At 59.0% G+C, this 23,055-nt stretch carries 20 protein-coding genes; 14 read left to right on the top strand and 6 right to left on the bottom strand.

Features of this window, described 5'->3' with window-relative positions; genetic code table 11:
• Positions 1-142 precede the first annotated feature (142 nt).
• Together AC07TV_RS05985 and AC07TV_RS05980 are read right to left on the bottom strand one after the other, a co-directional pair.
• The gene (locus AC07TV_RS05985) at positions 143-1,903 is read right to left on the bottom strand and encodes an arylsulfatase (RefSeq protein ID WP_494647489.1); all 1,761 of its coding nucleotides are present in this window, start codon (positions 1,901-1,903) and stop codon (positions 143-145) included.
• Positions 1,904-2,013: 110 nt separating this feature from the next.
• Complete coding sequence (locus AC07TV_RS05980) at positions 2,014-3,129, bottom strand: porin (RefSeq protein WP_494647488.1); 1,116 nt, start codon at positions 3,127-3,129, stop codon at positions 2,014-2,016.
• A gap of 369 nt (positions 3,130-3,498) precedes the next feature.
• On the opposite strand from AC07TV_RS05980, the gene AC07TV_RS05975 reads away from it, so the two are divergent.
• Entirely contained in the window at positions 3,499-4,389 is an 891-nt protein-coding gene (locus AC07TV_RS05975; protein WP_494647487.1) for a bile acid:sodium symporter family protein, read from the top strand.
• Positions 4,390-4,481: 92 nt separating this feature from the next.
• Here the strand turns inward: AC07TV_RS05975 and AC07TV_RS05970 are convergent, their stop codons facing one another.
• The 4 genes from AC07TV_RS05970 to AC07TV_RS05955 all read right to left on the bottom strand — a co-directional run bounded on the left by AC07TV_RS05970 (position 4,482) and on the right by AC07TV_RS05955 (position 8,229).
• The gene (locus tag AC07TV_RS05970; RefSeq protein ID WP_494647486.1) at positions 4,482-5,009 is read right to left on the bottom strand and encodes a GNAT family N-acetyltransferase; all 528 of its coding nucleotides are present in this window, start codon (positions 5,007-5,009) and stop codon (positions 4,482-4,484) included.
• 3 nt (positions 5,010-5,012) lie between these two features.
• Positions 5,013-5,279: an acyl carrier protein gene (locus AC07TV_RS05965; RefSeq protein ID WP_494647485.1), complete on the bottom strand. Its 267-nt coding sequence runs from the start codon at positions 5,277-5,279 to the stop codon at positions 5,013-5,015.
• On the bottom strand, positions 5,276-7,042 hold the full coding sequence (gene acsA, locus AC07TV_RS05960; RefSeq protein ID WP_494647484.1) for an acetate--CoA ligase: 1,767 nt from the start codon (positions 7,040-7,042) through the stop codon (positions 5,276-5,278). Before acsA ends, AC07TV_RS05965 begins: the two co-directional genes overlap by 4 nt.
• Positions 7,043-7,335: 293 nt before the next feature.
• Positions 7,336-8,229: a LysR family transcriptional regulator gene (locus tag AC07TV_RS05955; protein ID WP_494647483.1), complete on the bottom strand. Its 894-nt coding sequence runs from the start codon at positions 8,227-8,229 to the stop codon at positions 7,336-7,338.
• A 194-nt stretch (positions 8,230-8,423) separates the two neighbouring features.
• Here AC07TV_RS05955 and AC07TV_RS05950 point away from each other — a divergent pair, with 194 nt between their 5' ends.
• From AC07TV_RS05950 to AC07TV_RS05890, 13 genes are all read left to right on the top strand, one after another.
• Positions 8,424-9,539: a 2-methylaconitate cis-trans isomerase PrpF family protein gene (locus AC07TV_RS05950; RefSeq protein ID WP_494647482.1), complete on the top strand. Its 1,116-nt coding sequence runs from the start codon at positions 8,424-8,426 to the stop codon at positions 9,537-9,539.
• 63 nt (positions 9,540-9,602) lie between these two features.
• Positions 9,603-10,598, top strand: coding sequence for a DctP family TRAP transporter solute-binding subunit (locus AC07TV_RS05945; RefSeq protein WP_494647481.1), 996 nt, complete (start codon positions 9,603-9,605; stop codon positions 10,596-10,598).
• Positions 10,599-10,661: 63 nt separating this feature from the next.
• Entirely contained in the window at positions 10,662-11,402 is a 741-nt protein-coding gene (locus tag AC07TV_RS05940) for a TRAP transporter small permease (RefSeq protein ID WP_494647480.1), read from the top strand.
• Positions 11,399-12,682 carry a TRAP transporter large permease gene (locus AC07TV_RS05935; protein ID WP_494647479.1) on the top strand — a complete coding sequence of 428 codons (1,284 nt, stop codon included), beginning with the start codon at positions 11,399-11,401 and terminating at the stop codon, positions 12,680-12,682. Before AC07TV_RS05940 ends, AC07TV_RS05935 begins: the two co-directional genes overlap by 4 nt.
• Positions 12,683-12,760: 78 nt before the next feature.
• Positions 12,761-13,606, top strand: a complete 846-nt coding sequence (locus tag AC07TV_RS05930; RefSeq protein ID WP_494647478.1) for an HTD2 family dehydratase — start codon at positions 12,761-12,763, stop codon at positions 13,604-13,606.
• A gap of 10 nt (positions 13,607-13,616) precedes the next feature.
• A complete protein-coding gene (locus AC07TV_RS05925) occupies positions 13,617-14,798 on the top strand; it encodes a CaiB/BaiF CoA transferase family protein (RefSeq protein WP_494647477.1) in 1,182 nt (393 codons plus the stop codon).
• Positions 14,798-15,619, top strand: coding sequence for an HpcH/HpaI aldolase/citrate lyase family protein (locus tag AC07TV_RS05920; protein ID WP_494647476.1), 822 nt, complete (start codon positions 14,798-14,800; stop codon positions 15,617-15,619). Before AC07TV_RS05925 ends, AC07TV_RS05920 begins: the two co-directional genes overlap by 1 nt.
• A 54-nt stretch (positions 15,620-15,673) precedes the next feature.
• Positions 15,674-17,029 (top strand): class-II fumarase/aspartase family protein, encoded by a 1,356-nt coding sequence (locus AC07TV_RS05915; RefSeq protein ID WP_494647475.1) that lies wholly within the window; start codon positions 15,674-15,676, stop codon positions 17,027-17,029.
• 10 nt (positions 17,030-17,039) lie between these two features.
• On the top strand, positions 17,040-17,975 hold the full coding sequence (locus AC07TV_RS05910; RefSeq protein WP_494647474.1) for a LysR family transcriptional regulator: 936 nt from the start codon (positions 17,040-17,042) through the stop codon (positions 17,973-17,975).
• An 87-nt stretch (positions 17,976-18,062) separates the two neighbouring features.
• A complete protein-coding gene (gene tcuA / locus AC07TV_RS05905) occupies positions 18,063-19,490 on the top strand; it encodes an FAD-dependent tricarballylate dehydrogenase TcuA (protein ID WP_494647473.1) in 1,428 nt (475 codons plus the stop codon).
• Complete coding sequence (gene tcuB, locus AC07TV_RS05900; RefSeq protein WP_494647472.1) at positions 19,477-20,637, top strand: tricarballylate utilization 4Fe-4S protein TcuB; 1,161 nt, start codon at positions 19,477-19,479, stop codon at positions 20,635-20,637. Before tcuA ends, tcuB begins: the two co-directional genes overlap by 14 nt.
• A gap of 103 nt (positions 20,638-20,740) precedes the next feature.
• Positions 20,741-21,979, top strand: a complete 1,239-nt coding sequence (locus tag AC07TV_RS05895) for an MFS transporter (RefSeq protein WP_494647471.1) — start codon at positions 20,741-20,743, stop codon at positions 21,977-21,979.
• Entirely contained in the window at positions 21,976-22,956 is a 981-nt protein-coding gene (locus tag AC07TV_RS05890; RefSeq protein ID WP_494647470.1) for a D-2-hydroxyacid dehydrogenase family protein, read from the top strand. Before AC07TV_RS05895 ends, AC07TV_RS05890 begins: the two co-directional genes overlap by 4 nt.
• Positions 22,957-23,055 lie beyond the last annotated feature (99 nt).

Below are 23,055 nucleotides of genomic sequence, written 5' to 3'. Positions count from 1 at the left end.
TCCCATGGCAATCGGCATTGGCAAATCGTGATCATAGTGCACCACGGGATATATGGATTGCCCTGAAATCAGTAAGGCTTCCCACTCAAGGCGACCCGGAACCCAGCAGCGATGGCGGCTGAATTCCGGACCGACAAACGGCTTATTTCGAACGTGGTTCCTGGGCTGCCTCAATGGCTAGATCGTCGTAATACTTGGCGCCGTTACTGTAGCCGGGACGCTCTGCCAGGTTCGGAATCTCCAGCGTTCCGGTTTCGGCCACGTAGCTATTCCAGGCTTCCAGCATCTCCTTCAACTTGGCGGGGTTGGTCGCAGCCAGATTCATGCTTTCCGTACGGTCCTTGGCGACGTTATACAACTCCCAGTCGCCGGTTCCCCACTGTTTGTTGGCATAGACGATCTTCCAGTCGCCTTTGCGCAAAGCCTTGCGTCCGCCGAGTTCCCAACCGATGGCTTCAGACTTCTCGTGAACCGCGGGCTGATTGCCCTTGAGGAAAGCCACCATTGATTTGCCGCGCAAGGGCAAGACCGGCTTGCCGTTGTATTCGGTGCCAGGATGCTTCGTCCCCGCCAGTTCGTAGACGGTCGGCGCAATATCCGTTACATGCGCCAGGCTCTGCTTGACCGTCCCTTTCTGCAGTCCGGGCCCCCAGACGATCGCCGGTACGGAAATGCCACCCTCGTACATGAACGATTTGTAGAGCTTGAATGGCGTAGAACCGACCTGCGCCCAACTTGGACCATATTCGGCAAACGAACCTTGCTTGCCGATATGGTTGGTGCTGTTATCCATGTCGTTGTGAATCCATTCGCGGGTATTCGCGACGTCGTATACGGAATTGCCATCGGCGCCGTTGTCGGACAGGAAGAAGACGTAGGTATTGTCCAGCTGCTTGGTTTCCTTCAGGTAATCCATGACCCGCCCGATTTGCCGATCCATGTTGTCGACCATCGCCGCATAAACCGCCATGCGTTTCGCTTCCGATTCCTTTTGCGCCGTGGTCAGGGTGTCCCACTTGGGCCAACTCGGATGACCTTCATAAACCTTCGCATCCTTCGGCAGCATGCCCAGCTTCTTCATGCGCTCGAGGCGCTCCTTGCGCAGTTTGTCGTAGCCTTCCTTGTAACGCCCCTCGTACTTGGCGATATCCACGTCAGGCGCATGTAACGGCCAGTGTGGAGCGGTGAAGGCGAGGTAGCCGAAGAAGGGTTTCCCGCTGTCTTCCTCGCTTTTCAGGTAATCAATCAGCTTGCTGGCAAAGAATTCCGAGGAGTAGAAGCACTTGGGGATATCGACCGCTTTGCCGTTCTCCCGATAAACGGCGCGAATTGGCTTCTTCGGATCGATCGCGATGATGCCTCCCTGGTCGTCCCAATGGCTTGATCCACCCATGGTCAGGACATACGATTGATCGAACCCGCGATTGGCCGGGCTGAATTGTTCGGGAACGCCGAGGTGCCACTTTCCCGCCATGGCGGTTCGGTAGCCGGCATCCTTGAGAACTTGCGCCATCGGCACGACGCGATCGTTGAGATAACCCTCATAACCCGGCTTACCTTTCTGCTCGGCGGTCATCAGTTCCGCCATGTCGCCGAAGCCGGCCAGGTGATTGTCGGTTCCCGAGAGCAGCATGGCTCGGGTCGGTGAACAGAACGGCGAGGCGTAAAACTGGGTCATCTTGACGCCCGTTTTGGCCAGCTTGTCGATGTTCGGCGTGGCAATTTCACTGCCGAAACTACCCAGGTCGGTATAGCCCAGGTCGTCAGCCAGGATGAGCAGAATGTTCGGTTGTTTGGCCGCCTCGGCCGGGGCGTGCCAGGCAGCCGAGCCGACGAATACGGCGCCGGTCAGAAAGGCCGAGAACAGCTTGTTGCGGATGGGATTTGCGCGTTTGGGGTTCATGATCGAGTTCCTTTCAACGTTACCGCCAGACTGGCCCACGGGGGCGGAGCCGGGGTAAAAATGGAATTTTTCTGCCTCGTCAGGGAGGCAGGTTGTCGAGATGCCTGCTGTCAGAAGCGGTGGAGCATTCCGAAAGCAAAACGGTTGTAGTCGGAGGTGGCGGGACCAGCCGAGTCGAATCTGGCGAAGGCACCGTACAGCGCCGAGCGCTTGGACAGATTGTGTTGATACATCAAGGTGTAGGCCTTGGCGTCGGGCAGGGACTCCATGTTGGCCTTGGCGTATTCGCCGACAATCTTTCCGGTCGAAACGGGGACGACCACCGAAATGACGTTCTTCTTGTCTTTGTAATTCCGCATCGCCGTTGGCGCAAAATTGTCCATGGTCTGGTGGATCGCCATGACCTTCACGACCCCGAAATCGTAGCCGGCACGGAGTCCGATTTCCGTCAGTGCATGCCCCTGAATACTGCGGCCATATCCGGCGGATATGCCGTCGGCGGTGGGCGCGCTTGTCGTGCCGACGATGTATCCGGGGCCGATCGTTCCCGTCTCGCCCAGTGTCCAATCGGATGCGCGCGACCAGGCAAACCCGGCTGTGAACGGACCTTTTTTGTAACTGATGGCGGCCTGATTGATCGCCGAATCGGCATTGCCGGTGATTGACGCTCTTTCCGTCAGTCGGCCATGCGCCAGACCGAGCGTTATTCCGGCATAGGCTGGAGATGTATAGCCAATGGCATTGTTTAAACGTCCCGTGGCGCTGAAAAATCCGCCGTTCATGCCGACCAGGTGGTGGGCGCCAAGGGCTGGCGATCCGACCAGTTCCGTCGCCGGACCCAGTCCGCCCAGCCATTGGAACACCGCCGCCTGGAGGCGGCCGGCGACCAGCGTCCCGAATCCGCCGGTCAAGCCGACATATTGCTGACGGGCGACAACCCGGGTCGGGTTGTCCGAGCCGATGCCGGTGTTGCTATCCAGATCGATCCGGTACTCCAGGGCAAAAATGGCCTTCAAATCGTTGCCGAGATCCTCCGAACCGCGAAAGCCGATGTGCGAGCCATCGAGCACCGTGGAGTCGATGGCATTTTGGGTTTTCTTGTTGCCCCCGTAATTGGTGTTGACGTAGGCCACATCGGCCAGTCCATAGATTTGGACATTCGATTGAGCCAGCGCCTGACCGATCGGTACGGTCGCCACGGCCAGGGCGATTAATTTATTTCGCATTAAGAACTCCTCCATTGGATTCGACGTTCAGCACTGTCTTGTTGCTGCGGGCTGATTGATTTCCTGCTGTGCAGGTAGTGCAATACTAGTCAGCGAAATGCGTTGCACAATGTTTAACTCACGGCTGTGCCGCCTGGTGAAACGAATGAAAAATTCTCCGTAACGGATTGCGATTGGTTGAAAACCGTGGTATTGGAGTCTCCTGTCTCAATACCTTTTAGGTATCGATGTGTTTCGCTTTAGGTATTCGATTTGGAGACTTGATAGGCCTAAGGTTGCTCGATTCCCGACCGATTGCCGACATTCATGCCGGGCCGGAACATGGGTCAAAGCAGGGGCAACCGTTGAGAGGAACTATCAACCCGGCCCGTGAATACGGACTATTTGAGGAATCGCGACTTGCAAACCTTGCTCTCGGCCTGCGTCTTCATGATGATGTTTTGCATAGGCCTGGATTTTTCGTGTGCCCAGTGGCTTCGCTTAATGCGCTCGCCTCGGCCGATTTTCGTCGGACTATTGATTCAAAACATCGGCGTCCCGCTCGTGGCCTTCGGGATCGCGTGGTTTCTGAAGGATTCGCCGGAAGTCGCCTTGGCGATCATCCTGATTGCTGCCAGCCCGGGCGGGCCGGTGGCCAACGCCATCGTCCATTACGCCAAGGCCCGGATCGATCTTTCAATATCCCTGACGGTGATCAACGGTCTACTTTGCGTCTTTACCGCACCGCTGATTGCGGATTTGGGCTTTGTTCTGATTTCGGGAAAAGACAGCGGTTTGGCGCTTCCTTTTGCCGACACGGTGAAGCACTTGTTATTCATCATCCTTATTCCGATTGTGATCGGCATCACCCTTAACCAGTTTGCGCCGCGCGCCGTTCAGCGGATACGTCAGGCCACGCACCACAGCACCTTGTTTCTGCTGGTCGGTACGATTCTGATCATTCTGGTTGTGAATAGGGATGCGGTCTATGCCGGTTATCAGGATGCCGTTCCCGCCCTGGTCGTGTTTTCGATAGCCATGGTTTTTCTCGGTGTGTATGTGTCGAGACTATCGAATCTGGCAGACGATTTCGGATTCGCCATTGCCAACGAGGTCAGCATCCACAACGTGCCGCTGGCTTTACTGATGGCCAATTCGATTCTCAATAAACCCGAATTGTCCGGCGCCATCATTCTTTACGTGCCCGTTATCTTTTCGACCACCCTGTTGAATGCCTATTTATACAAAAATCACCGGGGGTATTCGAAAGTCGAAGCCTGACGTACGTGGCTTATCTCGCCTTTTATTTTCGGCAGATTTGAATTTTGGCCGTTTTTTCCGGTTGACCGTGGCAAGCGCGGTTGACCGCGTTTTTACAGCGAGCGCACGGCGTGCATCATCCCCGGGTCGTCGGCGTCGCGGCGGACATCGAAGCCGAGCTGGCGGGCGAATTTGATCATCTTGTCGTTGGAGGCAAGGATGAAGGCTTCCATCTTTTTCATGCCGCGCGTCCGGGCGGCGTCGATCAGCGTCAGCATCAGGATGCCGGCGACGCCGCTGCCTTGCCAGGCGTCGTCGATGGCGATGGCGAATTCGCATTCGTCGCCGCTTGGGCCTGCGACATAGCGTGCCACGCCGATCTCGACGTCCTGCCCGTCGCGCTGGATGATGGCGACCAGCGCCAGATGGCGGACGTAGTCGATTTCGGTCAGGTACTTGAGCTTGCCGGGCGGCAGCTCCTTGAGTGTGGACATGAAGCGCTTGTAGCGCGAGTCGGCGGAAAGGTGCTGGACGAAATCCTGTTCCAGCGGCTTGTCATCGGCGCGGATAGGGCGGATGGTGACCGGGCTGCCGTCAAACAGAAAGCGGTTGCGGACGAGTTCGGCGGGATAGTCGGCCACGGCTTACTCCAGTGAGTCGGCGGGGATTTTTCCGGCCAGGTAGGCGACGATGCTGTCCAGCGTCTGGACCTTGCCGTAATCGGTTTCGGGAATGTCGACGCCCAGCTTTTCGTGGATGGTGGCCAGCACGTTGAGCCAGTCCATCGAATCCAGATCGATCTGGGTGCGCAGGGGCTTGTCGGCGATGATCTTGGCTGGATCAATTTCCGGGGCCAGGCGCTTGACGATGGCGAGCACGGCCGTGCGGATTTGTTCTTGCTGCTGACTCATTTTTTCTCCCGCTGCGCCTCGGCTTGTTCCAGCGTCGAACTGTCGCCTTCGGGCAGTCCGAGTTCCCTTGCCTTGAGGAGCCGGCGCATGATTTTTCCACTTCGAGTATGTGGCAGGGCCGGCACGAATGCAATTTCCTTCGGCGCCACAGCTGCCCCGAGCCGCCGACGGGCGTGGCCCATCAATTCGAGCAGCAGGTCTTCGCTCGGCGCGATGTGCTGCTTGAGAACGACGAAGGCCTTGATCACCTCGCCGGCCAGCGCATCCGGCTTGCCGATGACGCCCGCCTCGGCCACTGCCGGGTGTTCCATCAACACGCTTTCCACCTCGAACGAGCCGATCAGATGGCCGGACGATTTGATCACATCGTCGCTGCGGCCGACGAACCAGAAATAGCCATCGGCATCGCGCCGCACCAGATCGCCGGTCAGGTAGAGATTGCCGGCAAAGCACTCGCGGTAGCGCTCGGGCTGGTTCAGGTAGCCGCGAAACATCGATGGCCAGCCAGTTTCCAGCGCCAGTTCGCCGACCGTCTCGGGCGTTTCGATGACCGTGACCGGCTCGCCCGCCTGGTGGCGAACGACATGGGCGGCAATGCCCGGCAGCGGGCGGCCCATCGAGCCGGGCTTGATGTCCAGCGCGGCGGTGTTGGCGATCATGATGCCGCCGGTTTCGCTCTGCCACCAGTTATCGTGGATCGGCCGGCCGAAGGCTTCGAGGCCCCAGCACACCGCTTCCGGGTTGAGCGCCTCGCCGACACTGGCAATGAAGCGCAAGTCGGGAAAACGGTGGCCGGCAAACAGTTCGGGGCCGGCTTTCATGAGCAGCCGGATCGCCGTCGGCGCGGTGTACCAGACATTGACCCGTTCGTTTTCAAGAAGGTGAATCCAGCGCAGCGGGTCGAAATCGGCCTCATCGACGATGCTCGTCACGCCCAGCACCAGCGGGGCAATGATGCCGTACGAAGTGCCGGTCACCCAGCCCGGATCAGCCGTGCACCAGAACACGTCGTCCGGCTGCAGGTCGAGTGCGGTCCGCGCCGTGGCGAAGTGCGTCAGCACGGCGCCATGGACGTGAATGGCGCCCTTCGGCAGGCCGGTCGTGCCGCTGGTGAAATGCAGCAGGGCCCGGTCTTCCGGGCCGGTCGGCACCAGCGCCGGGGTATCCGGCGCGGCGCCGAGCAGGGCGTGGAGGTCCAGCGTATCCGCAAATGCGCCGGTGCCGAGGTCATCGACCAGCAGCACATGCTGGAGCGAGGGGAGCTCCGGGCGAAGTGCAGCGACCTTGCGCTGATAGGCGCTGGCCGTGGTGACCAGGACCTTGCCGGTTGCCTGGGCGATGCGGCTGCGAATCGGCTCCGGGCCGAAGGACTGAAACAGCGGCGAGACCACTGCGCCGATCTTGAGCGCGCCGAGCACGGCGACGTAAAGCTCGCAGATGCGGCCGCAGAGCACAAATACGCAATCACCTTTCGCCACGCCCAGCGATTTGAGCGCATTGCCGAAGCGGTCAGTCAGCTTGGCGAGTTCGCGATAGCTGACGTCGCGGGTCTTGCCATCGGCGCCCAGAAAGCGGAAGGCGGTTTTGTCGGCTCGGGCCGAATGGGCGTGGCGATCTACCGCCAACTGGGCGATGTTGATCTCGCCATCCGCTGCGGTGCCCAATTCGTGCCCAACCGCCGCCCAGGAAAATTCCGTATTGCCGGGTTGGCCACCGGCGGTGTGCGCATCGACAAACAGTTTTCGAATTAACGCCGACTTCATCGGAGATTCCGCAGGAGGTATGCCGCCCAATTCTGCGCTGCGCCATCGCCATCCGCAATAATGCTGCTCAAGGGGACACGAAATGCCGAACGTTCAGACGTGAGGGTGAGCGACGCCGCGACCATCACGCATACCTCTTCGCCATTGCCATCCGGGGAGTCGCCATTTCAAATTCGGGCGCTTTTTCCGGTTGACCGTAGGAATGGTCATCTCGAGGTTTGTCGGCCGTTGCTGCCATTGAATGTCAGTGTTGAAGCAGTTCGCGACGAGTTGCAAATCAGACGCAGGCTTGGTTATCCATCAAAGTTATTTGCCTTGATCAAGTCACAAAATGCCTCTGCTGCTGGAGAGAGGCTCGTGTTCTTTCGCTGGATAAGAATAACCTTGCGCTTTACAACGGGACTAACCAACGGGATCTTCCGGACACCTGGCCTGTCACCCTCCTTGAATGTCGAGGCGGGCAGGATTGCGCAACCGACGCCTGCGGCGACTAGGCTGATCGCAGTCGCGTGATGCTGTACCTCGTAGGAGCCACTCAGGCTAATGCCTCGTTTTGCCAGTTGGTAGTCCATGAAAACCCGCGTTGCAGTCAGATTGCTGACAACAATCAGATCGGCGCCGCTCATATCTGACCACGTTACTGATTTCATCTCGCTGAGGGGGTTTGAATCTCTGCAAAAAAACATCAACGGATCGTCGAAAAGCGGGGTTTCAAGCACATCAGGATGTTGCTCGCCGTGAATGCCTATACCTAGTTCTGCCTGGCTGTTTAGCACTGAATCCCTGACCTCGTAAGAGGTTGCATCAAGCAAGCGAATTCGATTTTGCGGGCAGATCTTGGAATATTCCCGGATCAGATTTGGCAGGATGTGTGCGGCCATGGTCGGCACACAAGCCAGCGTAAAGTTGCCCTTTGCATTCTTGGACATGTCCTTGAGACGACCAACAGCCGACGTCATTTCGTTCACGATGGCTCTCGCCTGGGGCAAAAACTCTCGACCAACTGCGGTCAGCTCGACATAGCGTGTAGTTCGATCAAGCAATCTCAGTCCTAGATATGCCTCCAGTTTTTGGACCCGGCGGGTCAGGGCGGTCTGTGTCACATGAAGGTGTTCAGCTGCCTTGTTGAAGCCACCCAGCTCCGCGATTACGACGAATGCTTGAATACCGTCGAAGTCTATTTTCATCTCTCGTCTCCCATCTCTGGCATATCGGCCTTTGTGTTTGCTGAGCTCGGCATTTGCCTTAGTCCATCAGTTTTCTTTGCTGAGAATATATGCGTTTTACGCAATAAAAATCAAATTTATTGCATTTCAAAACGGGCAATGGTTTCACTACTATTCAACTTAACAAAACATGAAGCTGAACAGGAGACAAGATTTTGCGTATTCCCTGCGTACTGATGCGAGGTGGTTCGTCCAAAGGATTGTTTTTCCTTGCCAAAGACCTGCCTGCAGATCCGGCCGCGCGTGACCGCCTCTTGCTTGCGGCAATGGGTTCGCCCGATGCTCGCCAGATTGACGGAATGGGTGGGGGAAACGATCACTCCAGCAAAGTCGTGATTGTCGGCCCATCCTTGCAGAAGGATGCTGATGTCGAATACCTGTTTGTTCAGGTTTCTGTGGCGCGCGACCAGGTTGATATCCTTCCCAATAGCGGCAACATGCTGGCTGGTGTAGCCCCGTTTGCTATTGAGCAGGGGTTGGTAAAGTCTGGCAGCCCGGTCACCAAAGTTCGTATTCTCAACACCAATAGCCAGAAAGTTGTTGAGGCGACGGTGCAAACGCCGGGTGGTCAGGTTTCCTACGCTGGCAACTTTGAACTGGATGGCGTCCCAGGAAAGTGCGCACCTATCTCGCTGCAATTCTTTGACCCGACAGGCACTCGTACTGGCCGCCTGTTGCCGACCGGTTCACCTCAAGACCTGATCTTGGGTATGCCGGTGACCTGCATTGATTTCGCCATTCCCACTGTATTTATCAAGGCTGGGTCACTGGGCAAGAGCGGAGGCGAGAGCAAGCAAGAATTGGATGGAGATCCGATATTCCTGGGGCGTCTCGAAGAAGTTCGTGCTGCCGCCGCCCGGCTCATGGGGTTGTCAGATGCCCCCGATCTAGGCGTTCCCAAGGTTGCCATCATCGCTCCGCCGCGTGATGGCGGAACGATTGCTTCACGCTATTTCGTTTCATCCAATTGCCACCCAGTCTTTGCTGCTACCGGAGCTATGGCACTCGCTGCAGCCTGCCACACGCCAGATACGATTGCCGAAGAGCTGGCAGAACTTGATCAAAACGACTCGCAGCGCATTGTCATTGAGCATCCGAGCGGGAAAATGAACTGCAATGTCGTATCCGCCGCCGATCCCTGGACTGGCGTACCCAAACTGGTCGGCGCAGCACTGCTGACTTCCGCACGTCCTCTGCTTGCAGGGGAGGTCTTCGTTGCGGACCACTGTATCAAGCCCAAAACACAAGAAATCATTCCTGAAGCAGCCTAGTTCCTAACCCAGTTCTATTGCCGCCATCGTGCGGTACTAAATCAATCATTGAGGAGACAACCCATGAAACCCATCGTTACTTTGTCCGCCGTTATCGGCCTTGCTTTTTCTGGTTTTGCCTATGCTCAGGAGCCTATCCTGATCAAGTTCTCGCACGTTGCTGCAATTGATACACCGAAGGGCCAGGCGGCCGAACACTTCAAGCAACAGGTTGAGAAACGCACCAAGGGCCGGGTCAAGGTCGAGGTCTTCGCCAACTCGACTCTGTACAAGGACAAGGAAGAACTCGAAGCTCTGCAGATGGGCAGCGTACAGATGCTCGCACCGGTGGCAGGCAAGTTTGGCCCGGCCGGCGTCAAGGAATTCGAGGCTTTCGACCTTCCCTATATTTTCCCGGATGAAGCCGCCCTGCATCGCGTCACACGTGGTCCGATCGGCGCTTCCCTGCTGAAGAAGCTCGAACCCCGCGGCATGGTTGGTCTTTCCTACTGGGATGCGGGATTCCGCGTGCTCAGTTCGAATAAGCCGATCCGTACGCCGGAAGAAGCCAAGGGCCAGAAGATTCGGATCAACTCGTCCAAGGTGAACCAGGCCATCATCAAGGCGATCGGCGGACTGCCGCAGACCATGGCTTTCTCCGAAGTCTACCAAGCGCTGCAGACAGGTGTAGTGGACGGCGCCGACGGCAATCTGGCCAACCTCTATACCCAGAAACAATATGAGGTGCAAAAGCACATCACGCTGACCAGCCACACCTACAGCGGCTATGTCGTCGTGATGAACAAGGCCTTCTGGGAGAAGTTGCCGGCTGATATCAAGCCCGAAATCACCGCTGCCATGAAGGACGCTACAGACTTCAACGACAAGGTTGCGGAAGAGGATGAAGCCAAGGCCATGGCTGCCATCAAGGCTTCCGGCAAGAGCACCATCTACTCCCCGACCGCGGATGAAAAAGCTCGCTGGGTCAAGACCCTACTGCCGGTCCAGGATGAATTGGCGCCGCGTATCGGCAAAGAACTGATTGACGCCATCCGCAAGGAAACCGGTCAGCCCAAGTAAGCCGCATAGCCATCCGGCGGGGCTCGTGCGCCGCCCGATTGTTTTACTCTCAACGGGGGAAATATGAAATTTCTCGATAAATTGGAAGAGTTGCTCATTACGCTGCTGATCGGCGTGGCAACACTCATCACCTTCGCGGCGGTGGTCCATCGCTACATGTCCGGGTTTGCCATCCCCGGTCTGCAGGATCTGCTGCTCTCGATCAACATGAGCTGGGCGCAGGAACTGACCATCATCCTCTTCGTCTGGATGGCCAAGTTTGGTGCCGCCTACGGCGTTCGCACCGGTATCCACGTCGGGGTTGATGTGCTGATCAATCGCATGAACGACAGCAATCGCTCGAAGTTCATCATTTTCGGTCTGCTCGCTGGTGCCACCTTCACCGGCATCGTTGCCTACATGGGTACCCATTTTGTTTGGGAGAACGGTGCGCATTACGCCTTCTACAACCTGTTTGGCCTTGATCTTACTGATGTAATGGAAGGCCCGACCACGCCTGACCTGGAGTGGCAGACATGGGTGGTCTATAGCGCCATCCCACTTGGCACTTCGCTGATGTGCTTCCGCTTTCTGCAAGTGTGCGTCTCGTTCATCCGTACCGGCGAACTGCCGCACCACGATCACGGCCATGTCGATGGCCTGGACGATGAAGTCCTGCCGGTCGATGTCGATGTATATGGCCTGGATGACAACCTGCATCCGCATGATTTGACACACACGATGTTGGGCGAGAACCGCCGCACTGAAGAGAAGCCGGTGGACGCCGATCGGCGCAAGGAAGATCTCGGAGGAGAACCGAAATGACCGCACTCGTAATTTTTGGCCTATTGGCCGTCCTGATGCTGACCGGTATGCCGATTTCAATTTCGCTCGGCCTGACCGTTCTGACCTTCCTCTTCACGATGACCCAGGTGCCGCTTGAGTCGGTGGCGCTGAAGCTGTTCACCGGCATCGAGAAGTTCGAGATCATGGCCATTCCGTTCTTCATCCTGGCCGGCAACTTCCTGACTCACGGCGGTGTAGCCAAACGGATGATCAATTTCGCCTCGTCGATGGTCGGTCATTGGTACGGCGGCCTTGGTCTGGCTGGTGTACTGGCCTGTGCGCTGTTCGCTGCAGTTTCTGGCTCCAGTCCGGCAACCGTGGTGGCAATTGGTTCCATTCTGTTGCCTGCTATGGTCAAGGCCGGCTTCCCGGCGCGTTTCGGGGCTGGTGTGATTACGACCTCCGGCGCCCTCGGCATCCTGATCCCACCGTCCATCTGCATGGTCATGTTCTCGGTGGCAACTAACACCTCGGTCGGGGCCTTGTTCATGGCCGGCGTCATCCCTGGACTGGCACTGGCCGGCGTGCTTGGCGGTGTCACCTGGTACCGCGCCCGCAAGTACAACTACCCGCGTCAGCCGAAGGCGACCTGGAGCGAGCGCTGGGCTGCCTTCCGCGCTTCCGCCTGGGGGCTGCTGCTGATTTTCGTGGTGATGGGCGGTATCTACAGCGGCATCTTCACACCGACCGAAGCGGCAGCCATGTCTGCGGTCTACGCCTTTATCTGCGCAATTTTCATCTACAAGGATCTGAGCCTCAAGGATGTGCCGAGGGTGTTGCTTAATTCGGCCAACATGTCGGCGATGCTGCTCTACATCATCACCAATGCCGTGTTGTTCTCTTTCATCATGACCAACGAGAGCATCCCGCAATCGCTGGCTGACTGGATGCTGAGCCAAGGTTTCGGTGTGATCACCTTCCTGCTGGCGGTGAACATTATCCTGCTGCTCGCCGGTAACTTCATGGAGCCGTCGTCGATTGTCCTGATCTTCGCGCCGCTGCTCTTCCCTGTGGCCGTCGCGCTGGGCATCCACCCGATCCACTTCGGCATCCTGATGGTGGTGAACATGGAAGTCGGCATGTGCCACCCGCCGGTTGGTCTCAACCTCTATGTTGCGTCCGGCATCACCAAAATGGGCATTACCGAACTGACCGTTGCCGTCTGGCCGTGGCTGCTCGCCATGCTCGGCTTCCTCGGCCTCGTTACCTACTGGCCTGGCCTCTCGCTCTGGTTGCCGCAGCAACTCGGCATGCTTTGATCAAAAACCGGGATGCCGCCTTCGGGTGAGGTCCCGTTTTCAACGAACCAATTCCCCAATTCCCGAGGAGTCTGAACAATGAACCTGAAAGACTGGATCGGCCGCTCCGAAGAAGTTACCGATCTCTTCACGGCCACCCCCTATGCTGCACTGTCGGCCACGTTTGACCGGCCGGCTGAACGCCCCGCCAACGGCACCGCGCTGCCGGCGCTGTGGCACTGGCTGTATTTCCTGCCGCTGCATCGTCAGTCCGAAATCGGCGCCGACGGCCATGCCAAGCGCGGCGGTTTCCTGCCGCCGGTACCGCTGCCGCGCCGCATGTGGGCTGGCAGCCAGTTCGAGTTCCATTCGCCGCTGCACATCGGCGAGACGGTGACCCGGACATCGACCATCCACGACGTCACCGAGAAAAGCGGCCGCACCGGCCCGCTGGTTTTCGTCAAGGTTCGCCATGAATTGCGCCGTGCAGGCGAGAGTGCCGTCGCGCTGACCGAATTCCACGACATCGTCTACCGCGAACTGGCCAGCCCGAACGACGTCGCACCACCGCCGAAGGCCTCCTACCCGGACCCCGTCTGGCGAACCAAGTGGGTGCCGGACGATGTGCTGCTCTTCCGTTACTCGGCGCTGACTTTCAACGGCCACCGCATTCACTACGACCGCAAATACGTGACCGAGGTCGAGGGCTATCCCGGCCTGATCGTGCACGGCCCGATGATCGCCACACTATTGCTCGATCTGCTCCGCCACCAGATGCCGGATGCAGAAGTTGCCAAGTTCGAATTCCGTGCCGTGCGGCCGACTTTCGATATCAACCATTTCTTTGTCAACGGCACCCCGAGCGCCGACGGCAAGACGATCCATCTATGGGCCGAAGACCATGAAGGCTGGCTGACGATGGACGCCACGGCCGTGCTGAAATAAGGAGCGCAGAATGAGACCGTTGGAAGGCATTACCGTTATTACCCTCGAACACGCCATTGCCGGCCCGTTCGCCACCCGCCAGCTGGCTGACCTCGGCGCTCGCGTCATCAAGGTCGAGCGCCCCGGTGTTGGCGATTTCGCCCGCGGCTACGACGAGCGTGTGCATGGCCTGGCCTCGCATTTCGTGTGGACCAACCGCTCGAAGGAAAGCCTGACCCTCGACGTCAAGCATCCGGAAGCGCAGAAAATCCTGCAGCGCCTGGTTGCCGAAGAAGCCGACATCTTGGTCCAGAATCTGGCGCCCGGCGCCGCTGCCCGTCTGGGTTTGTCCTACGAGGCACTGTCTGCGATCAAGCCCGGTATCATTGTTTGCGACATTTCCGGCTATGGCAACGACGGTCCGTACCGCGACAAGAAGGCCTACGACCTGTTGATCCAGAGTGAATCGGGCTTTGTCTCGGTAACCGGTACCGAGGATGAACCTTCGAAGGCCGGGCCGTCGATTGCCGACATTTCGGCGGGCATGTACGCCTACAGCAATATCCTCGCTGCCCTGTTGCAAAAGCAGATCACCGGGCGCGGCCAGCACCTCGACATCTCCATGCTGGAAAGCCTGGTCGAGTGGATGAATTATCCGCTCTACTACGCCATCGACGGCGCTACGCCGCCGCGCCGCACCGGCGCCAGCCACGCGACGATCTACCCCTACGGGCCGTTCCCGGCCGGCGACGGCAAGAACGTCATGCTCGGCCTGCAGAACGAGCGCGAGTGGGCCGCCTTCTGCGACAAGGTTCTGCTGCGTCCCGAACTGGGCAAGGAAGAGCGCTTTTCTTCCAATTCAAAGCGCAGCGCAGCTCGTGAAGAATTGAGAAATATCATTATTGAGGTTTTTTCCGGGTTGACCGTAGAACAAGTCATCGAGCGCCTGGAAAGCGCCCAGATTGCCAACGCCCATCTCAATACGATGCAGGATGTCTGGGATCACCCGCAACTGAAGGGACGCAATCGCTGGCGCGAAATCGACACCGCGGTCGGCAAGGTCCCGGCACTGCTGCCGCCCGGTTCGTGGACGGAATGCGAGCCGCGCATGGATGCCGTGCCGGCACTCGGTCAGCACACCGAGGCCATCCTTGGCAAGCTGGGCTATTCGGCCGACGCCATCGCCGAGCTGCGTGCTGCTGGAGCCATCTGATGCTGCCAGTCAGCTACCTGTTTGTACCGGGTAATCGTCCCGAGCGCTTCGCCAAGGCGCTGGCCACCGGAGCGGGGGCGATCATTCTCGATCTCGAGGATGCGGTGGCCCCTGACGACAAGGCCGCTGCACGCCAAGCCATCGCCAACTGGGTGCGAACGGCTGGGGTTGCTCCCGAACGCCTGGTCGTACGCATCAACGACGCCCTGTCGCCCTGGTATGCCGACGATCTGTCTATGATCAAGGCGGCGGGTCTCACGCAGGTCATGTTGCCGAAGACGGAATTTGCCGAGCAGGTAACGATGACTATTGCCGCCACCAACCCGGCCGTTGCGATCGTCGCACTCGTCGAGTCGGCGCGCGGCATCAACAACATTGATCAGATCGCGCTGGCCGAAGGCGTGCAGCGCATCGCCTTCGGCACCCTCGACTATGCGGCTGACCTCAATCTTTCGGGCGACGAACTGGGGCTGATCTATCCCTACAGCAAGATTGCCATCGCATCCCGCTCGGCAGAACTGGCGCCGCCGATTGCCGGCGTCACACCGAGTCTTGATGATCTGGCGCGGACTGAGGCCGATTTTGCGTTTGCCCGTGCCTTTGGCTGCACCGCCAAGATGTGTATCCATCCGAAGCAGGTCGAAGTTGTCGAGCGACTCAGCCGGCCGACTGAACACGAAGTGGTTTGGGCCCGGATGGTTCTGGCCGCTGCCGAAACATCGTCCGGAGCAGTCCAGGTCGACGGAAAGATGGTCGATCGGCCAGTGGTTCTCAAAGCCGAGGCCATCATGGCGCGCAGCACGGCAACGACTTGTAGCTGAACAACGAACTAAAGAACAGCCATCTTTCCCAACATTGAATCAGGAGACATCATCATGGGCGCGAGCATCATCGACTCTAGTATCTTCGGCAATATCTTCAGCACCGACGCCATGCGTCAGGTCTGGTCCGACCGCAACCGCACGGAAAAATACCTCGACATTGAGCGGGCGCTGGCCGTCGTCCAGGGCCGCCTCGGCATCATTCCGCAGGAAGCGGCCGACGAGATCGTCCGCAACTGCGACATCGACAAGATCGACATGGACAAGCTGCGTGCCCAGACTGAGCGCATTGGCTACCCGGTACTTGGCGTCGTTTCGCAACTGAATGCGCTGTGCCGCGACCGCCTCGGCGAATATTGCCACTGGGGCGCGACGACGCAGGACATCACCGACACGGCCACCGTCATGCAGATCCGCGAAGGCCTCGATCTGGTCGAGGCTGAACTGAACGCCATCTGCGCCGCGCTGGCCGACCTCTCCAAACGCTATCGCGACACCCCGGTGATCGGTCGCAGCAATCTGCAACAGGCCATTCCGGTCACCTTCGGTTTCAAGACAGCCGCCATCCTGGCCGGCATGGAGCGCCATCGCGAACGCCTGCAGCAGCTTCGGCCGCGCGTCCTGATGGGCGAATTCGGCGGCGCCTGCGGCACCCTGGCCTCGATCGAAAGCGGTGCGATGGAAACCCAGGCCGGCCTGATGGCCGAACTCGGCTTGGCCCAACCCGATATCGCCTGGCATACGGTGCGCGATACCATTGCCGAAGTCGGCGCCTTCCTCGGCCTGGTCGGCGGTTCGCTCGGCAAGATCGCGATGGACGTCAAGCTGATGATGCAGCACGAAGTGGCCGAGGTCTTCGAGCCCTTCGCGCCGGGCCGTGGCTCGAGCAGCACCATGCCGCAGAAGCGCAACCCGATTTCGAGCTGCTACATCCACGCCGCCATTTCGGTGGTCCGTCAGCATTCGGCCTCCCTGATGGACGCCATGGTCGCCGACCATGAGCGCTCGACCGGCCCCTGGGAAATCGAATGGATCGCGCTACCGGAAGCTTTCTGCCTGACCGCTGGCGCCCTCAAGCAGACGCGCTTCGTGCTCGAAGGTCTCGAAGTCGATCCGGCGGCGATGATCGCCAACATCGAACTGACCAATGGCCTGGTCATGTCGGAAGCCGTGATGATGGGCCTGGGCCCATATATCGGTCGCGAATACGCCCACGACCTGGTCTACGACCTGTGCCGCACGGCGATCAAGAGCAATCGCCCGCTGCTCGACCTGCTGGCCGAGCATCCGGAAATCAGTCCGCACCTTGATCGCGCGGCGCTGGCCAGGCTTTGCGATCCGACCAACTATCTCGGCCAAGCCGGCGTGATGGTGGACAAGGTGCTGCAACGCAAGGCCCGGCAAGGCTAAGGGGGCGGCGATGGAACTGCGGCAACTGCGTTACCTGGTGCGGACAATCGAACTGGGCAGCATCAGCCAGGCGGCGCTCGATCTGGGCGTCGCGCAGTCTGCCGTCAGCCTGCAAATCCAGCGCCTCGAAGGCGAACTGGCGACGCGACTGTTGCAACGGACGCCGAGCGGCGTCATACCGACCGATGCCGGCATTGCCTTCCTCTCCCATGCGCAACTTGCCCTGCGCCATGCCGACGAGGCGATGCTGGCGGCTCGGCAATCGCGCCTTTCTGGTGTCGTTGGTGTGGGCCTGGCGCCGACCACTGCCGGCGTACTTGGTGTTCCGCTACTGCAGGCAATGCAGACGCAGTACCCGGATATCCGTATCCATCTGGTCGAGGGCATGTCGGGACATCTTGGGCAGATGCTCAATGCCCGCGAAATCGACCTCGCCGTACTTTTCGGTGCCGACCAGGCTCGGCGCTGGACTGTCCTGCATCTGCTCGACGAACGGCTATTTTTTGTCTGCGGTGCCCGGAGCGGGATTGAACAACTGCCGACGACACTGGCTGCCATTGCCGATACGCCGCTGGTTCTGCCGACCCATCGGCACGGACTGCGCCGGGTGATTGATGCGGCCTTCGGCAGTTTGGACCAGCAGCCCAATATCGTCGCCGAAGTTGATTCGCTGTATGTGCTGATGGACATGGTGGCGGCCGGCATGGCCACTACGCTGCAACCGTGGTCGGCTCTGGCTCGCCAACAGGAAGCGGACAGCCGGCTGCGCTGGGCGGAAATTACTGATGCCGGCACCTCGCGGCGCAACCTGCTGTGCAGCCTCTCCGACGACGAACTGTCGCCGGCGGCCCTGGCGACTCGCGGTGTGCTCCGCCAGGTCGCCGCGCAACTGGTTGACGACGGTCGCTGGAAGGGCGTTACGCGTGGGTATCTCGAATCGAGATAGGGGAATGTCGGAACGGCTTAGGGTCTTGCCGCATCGATGCGCGATAGTGTCTTCGCTGAAAACAACAAGGGCTCAAAGGAGCGAATGATGAGTGACAACAATTCCAAGGACGTCGATGTGCTGGTCATTGGCGGCGGCAACGCAGCGCTGTGCGCCGCCCTGATGGCCCGTGAGGCCGGCGCCTCGGTGCTGCTACTGGAAGCGGCGCCAAGTGATCGTCGTGGCGGCAATTCCAGCCATACCCGCAACTTGCGCTGCATGCACGACGCGCCACAGGACGTGCTGACTGACGCTTACCCGGAAGAGGAGTTCTGGCAGGATCTGCTCAAAGTCACCGGGGGCAATACCAACGAACAACTGGCCCGCCTGGCGATCCGGGAATCCTCCAAGTGCCGGAGCTGGATGCGCAGGCACGGCGTACATTTCCAGCCCTCGTTGTCGGGCACGCTGCAGCTGTCGCGGACCAATGCCTTCTTCATGGGTGGCGGCAAAGCCCTGGTCAACGCCTACTATCGCAGCGCCGAAGCGCTGGGCGTTGAAATTCGCTATAAATCTCCGGTTGACCGTATGGAAGTCGTTGACGGCACTTTCCAGGCAGCCTGGGTCGGTGGCCAACGCATTACCGCCAAAGCTTGCGTCATGGCTGCCGGCGGCTTCGAGTCCAATCGTGAATGGCTGCGTGAGGCATGGGGACAGAATGCCGACGGCGAATGGCCCGCCGACAATTTCGCCATCCGCGGCACCCGTTTCAATCAGGGTGTGCTGCTCAAGGCCATGCAGGGCGCTGGCGCCGACTTCATTGGCGATCCTTCGCAGTCGCATTGCGTTGCTATCGATGCTCGCGCTCCACTCTACGATGGCGGCATCTGCACCCGCATCGACTGCGTCTCGCTCGGCATCGTGGTGAACAAGTTCGCTCAGCGTTTCTACGACGAAGGCGAGGACTTCTGGCCGAAGCGTTACGCCATCTGGGGCCGCCTCGTCGCCCAGCAACCAGGACAGGTCGGTTATTCGATCATCGACGCCAAGGCGGTCGGGCGGTTCATGCCACCGGTTTTTCCCGGAGCCAAGGCCAATACGCTGGAAGAACTGGCCGGCCTGCTCGGCCTCGATGCAGACGCCTTTGTCCGCACGGTGGGCGATTACAACGCCGGCTGCCGGGTTGGCACCTTCGACCACACGGCACTCGACGACTGCCATACCGAAGACGTTACTCCCGCCAAGACACATTGGGCGCTGCCGCTCGACACGGCACCGTTCTACGCCTATCCACTGAAACCGGGCATTACCTTCACTTACCTCGGCTTGAAGGTCAATGAGCACGCTGCCGTGCATTTCGCCGGAAAACCCAGTGACAACCTCTTTGTTGCCGGCGAAATGATGGCCGGTAACGTCCTCGGCAAGGGCTACACCGCCGGGGTTGGCATGACCATCGGCACCGTATTCGGGCGCATCGCCGGTACGCAGGCTGCCCAGGCAGCATTGAAGCAAGGAGCACAACATGCAGGCGCTTAAACAACTGGTTAACGAAGCCAGCGAATTGGCCATTGGCGAGGTACACCTGAGCGACAAGGAGGCTGAAGTCGGTCGCATCATGACAATCTGCAACGCCTGCCGCTACTGCGAAGGTTTCTGCGCCGTTTTTCCGGCGATGACCCGGCGGCTGGAATTCGGCAGGGCCGACATCCATTACCTTGCCAATCTCTGCCATAACTGCGGCTCTTGCCTGCATGCCTGCCAGTACGCGCCGCCACATGAGTTTGCCGTGAATGTACCGCAGGCAATGGCCAAGGTACGCGGAGAAACCTACGCCAGCTATGCCTGGCCACAGGCTCTCGGCGGCCTTTACAAGAACAACGGTTTGACGATGGCGCTGGCCCTGGCCGCTGGCCTGGCGCTGTTCCTGATACTGACCTTGCAGGTCACCGGTGGCATCCTGCATGCGCCGCTGGCTGGCAACTTCTACGCCATCTTTCCGCACAACACGCTGGCCATGATGTTCGGTGCCGTCTTCGCTTTCGCAGTACTCGCCTTGACCCTCGGTGTACGCCGCTTCTGGGGTGAAATATCGCCCGGCAAGATTAGCGGCGAGGCTGGTGCCGAGGCGGCTGGCAACGTGTTGCAACTGAAGTATCTGGATGGCGGTCACGGCATGGGCTGCAATAATGCCGACGATGCTTTCACTCTATTGCGTCGCCGCTTCCATCACTTCACTTTTTACGGATTCATGCTGTGTTTCGCTGCAACCAGCGTAGCGACGCTCTACCACTACCTGCTCGACCTGCACGCGCCCTACGCAGTGAGCAGCCTGCCGGTACTCCTCGGCATCGCCGGCGGGATAGGTTTGCTGGTCGGTCCGGCCGGCCTGCTTTGGTTGAATCTCAAACGCCATCCCTGGCATGGTGACGTCGCACAAAAGCCGATGGATCGCGGCTTCATCGCACTCCTTTTCCTGACCAGCCTGACCGGACTCCTGCTCCTCGGCCTGCGCGACACAGCGGTCATGGGTTTGTTGCTGGCCGTGCATCTCGGGGTTGTGATGGCGCTATTCCTTACGCTGCCTTATGGCAAGTTCGCCCACGGCATCTTCCGCTCGGCTTCACTGCTCAAGTGGTCGATAGAGAAGCGCCAGCCGAACAACCTGCAACTGGGTTCCGAGTAGCCCCATCCGTATAGCCACCGATGCCGTGCTCCTACCCTAACGCCGGATGGCTGAAGCCATCCGGTGCTCATCCATGAAACACCGGGCTCATGCCTGGCGGGCCATGCGCCAGCCCAGCTATCGCCTCTACTTTGCAGGCCAGGCGGTTTCCATCCTCGGCAACTGGATACAGCAGGTCGCACTTGGGTGGCTGGTTTATCGACTGAGCGGTTCGGCAATGCTGCTCGGAATGGTTGCTTTCCTGGCGCAAATACCCCAACTGGTCGTTTCGCCTTTGGCAGGTATCATCATTGACCGTTCGAATATCCGGCACCTGATGATGCTCGTGCAACTCGGCATGCTGCTGCAGGCGGTATGTCTGGCGGTGCTGACCTGGGCAGGCTTGGTCACCCCCTGGCATATTCTGGTCGCGGCTGGAGTCTTCGGCGTTCTCAATAGTTTCGACGTGCCCCTGCGCCATGCCTATACCAGTCAGCTGGTGCAGGATCGGCAGGATTTGCCTAACGCCATCGCCCTCAATTCCCTATTTTTCAATCTGGCACGTTTCATCGGCCCTCCGCTGGCCGGTGCCATCCTCGCGCAAACATCCGAGGCGGCGTGTTTCGCCCTGAATGCCCTTTCCTTTGTCGCCATCATTGGCGTCATGTCACATCTCCGGACAAACCCGCAAGCACACAGTTCAGCCGCCTTCGGCGATGCGATGTGCGAGGGAGTGGCATTCGTCCGACAGAGTTTTTCTGTTCGCCACATTCTCTGGCAGGTGGCTCTGCTGAATTTCCTGGCTGCAAATTACATTCCGCTGATGCCGGCATTCGCCCGCGATGTCTTTCGCGGTGGCCCGGGGGCACTGGGGGTTTTGCTGGGTTGTGCCGGGGCCGGGGCATTGCTGGCGTCATTGACGCTGGCCAGCCGCCGCAGTGTGCGTGGTCTGAGCGGCACTGTCGCTTTTGCTAATTTGCTGGCAGCTTTCTCGCTGCTAGCCTTTGCCTTGTCCAGCGATATCTGGTTGGCGAACGTGATGTTGTTTCTGCTCGGTTTTGCTCTGGTCAGCGGCAACGCTTCGAGCAATACGATCCTGCAAACGATCGTGCCCGAACACTTGCGTGGCCGTGTGCTATCGCTCTACAGCGCAGCCAATCTCGGTTCCGCAGCACTTGGCGGTCTGGTCAGCGGAGCGCTGGCCGATCACTGCGGACCGGGGGAGACCTTGATCTTGATGGGGATCCTTCTGATCGCGGCTGCGCTGTTCTTCTTTTTTCGGCTGGAACTGTTTCGCATGTATTTGAGGCCGATCTACGCGCGGTTGGGCATCAAACATCCAAATATGGGGAAAGAATCATGACGAAAGTTACCGTGCTCGACGACTATCAGGGTGTCGTCGCCCATCTTGACGCTGTACGCATTCTGGACGGCCTGAATGTCGATCTGGAAGTCATCACCGAACACGTTCGTGAGGAGGGGAGGTTGGCCGAAATTCTTGCGCAAACTGATTGCCTCGTACTAATCCGCGAACGAACCCGAATTTCTTCTAGCCTGATTGAGGCGCTGCCCCGATTGAGATTGATTGTCCAGACTGGTCGCTTAAGTAACTGCATCGATCTCGAGGCATGCAGCAGAAGGGGGATTCCGGTCAAGGATGGAAGTGGCAACCCGATTGCTCCGGCCGAACTGACCTGGGCCCTCATTCTGGCAGCATCGCGTCGATTGGTGCCGTATACCCAACAGCTCAAGCAAGGTAACTGGCAGCGTAGTGTTGTGGAAATTGCAGACGAATCGCTCGGGCGGGTAGTGAGCGGGCGAACGCTTGGCATCTGGGGCTACGGAAAAATCGGCAAGCGCGTTGCCTCGATTGGTCGTGCTTTCGGCATGACCGTGCTGGTGCATGGGCGTGATCAATCGAAACAAGCAGCAGCATCCGACGGGTTCGAGTTTGTCACAGACCGGTCTGGCTTCCTGAAACGACTCGATGTACTGACCTTGCATCTCAGAATGTGCCCTGAAACACGACATCTAATCGGCGAAGATGATCTGGCCTGCCTGCGGCCTGATGCCTTGCTGGTTAATTCCAGCCGGGCAGAATTGCTGGTCCCCGGTGCGCTCCTTTCTGCTGTCTGCAAGGGGCGTCCAGGTGCCGCCGCTCTGGACGTCTTTACCGATGAACCGGATGGTGTCCGCGAGTATCTCGGCGTGCCGCAGATCCTTTGTACCCCCCATCTCGGATTCGTTGAGCGGGATACATACGAGTCATACTTTCGCGAGGCATTCACTCATGTCAGGGCCTTTGTGCATGAGGGAAACAGGGAGCAAGTTGCGACGTGAATAAAAACTGTTGCGATATTCGCAATAGTGTTTCAAATTAATTCACTTCACGTCGTTGTCTGTAGGTAAAACAATAGCGCTCATTAACCCTCGGAGATG

Source organism: Azonexus sp. GW821-FHT04F04, assembly GCF_059420025.1.
This window is presented reverse-complemented; position numbering and strand designations above follow the sequence as displayed.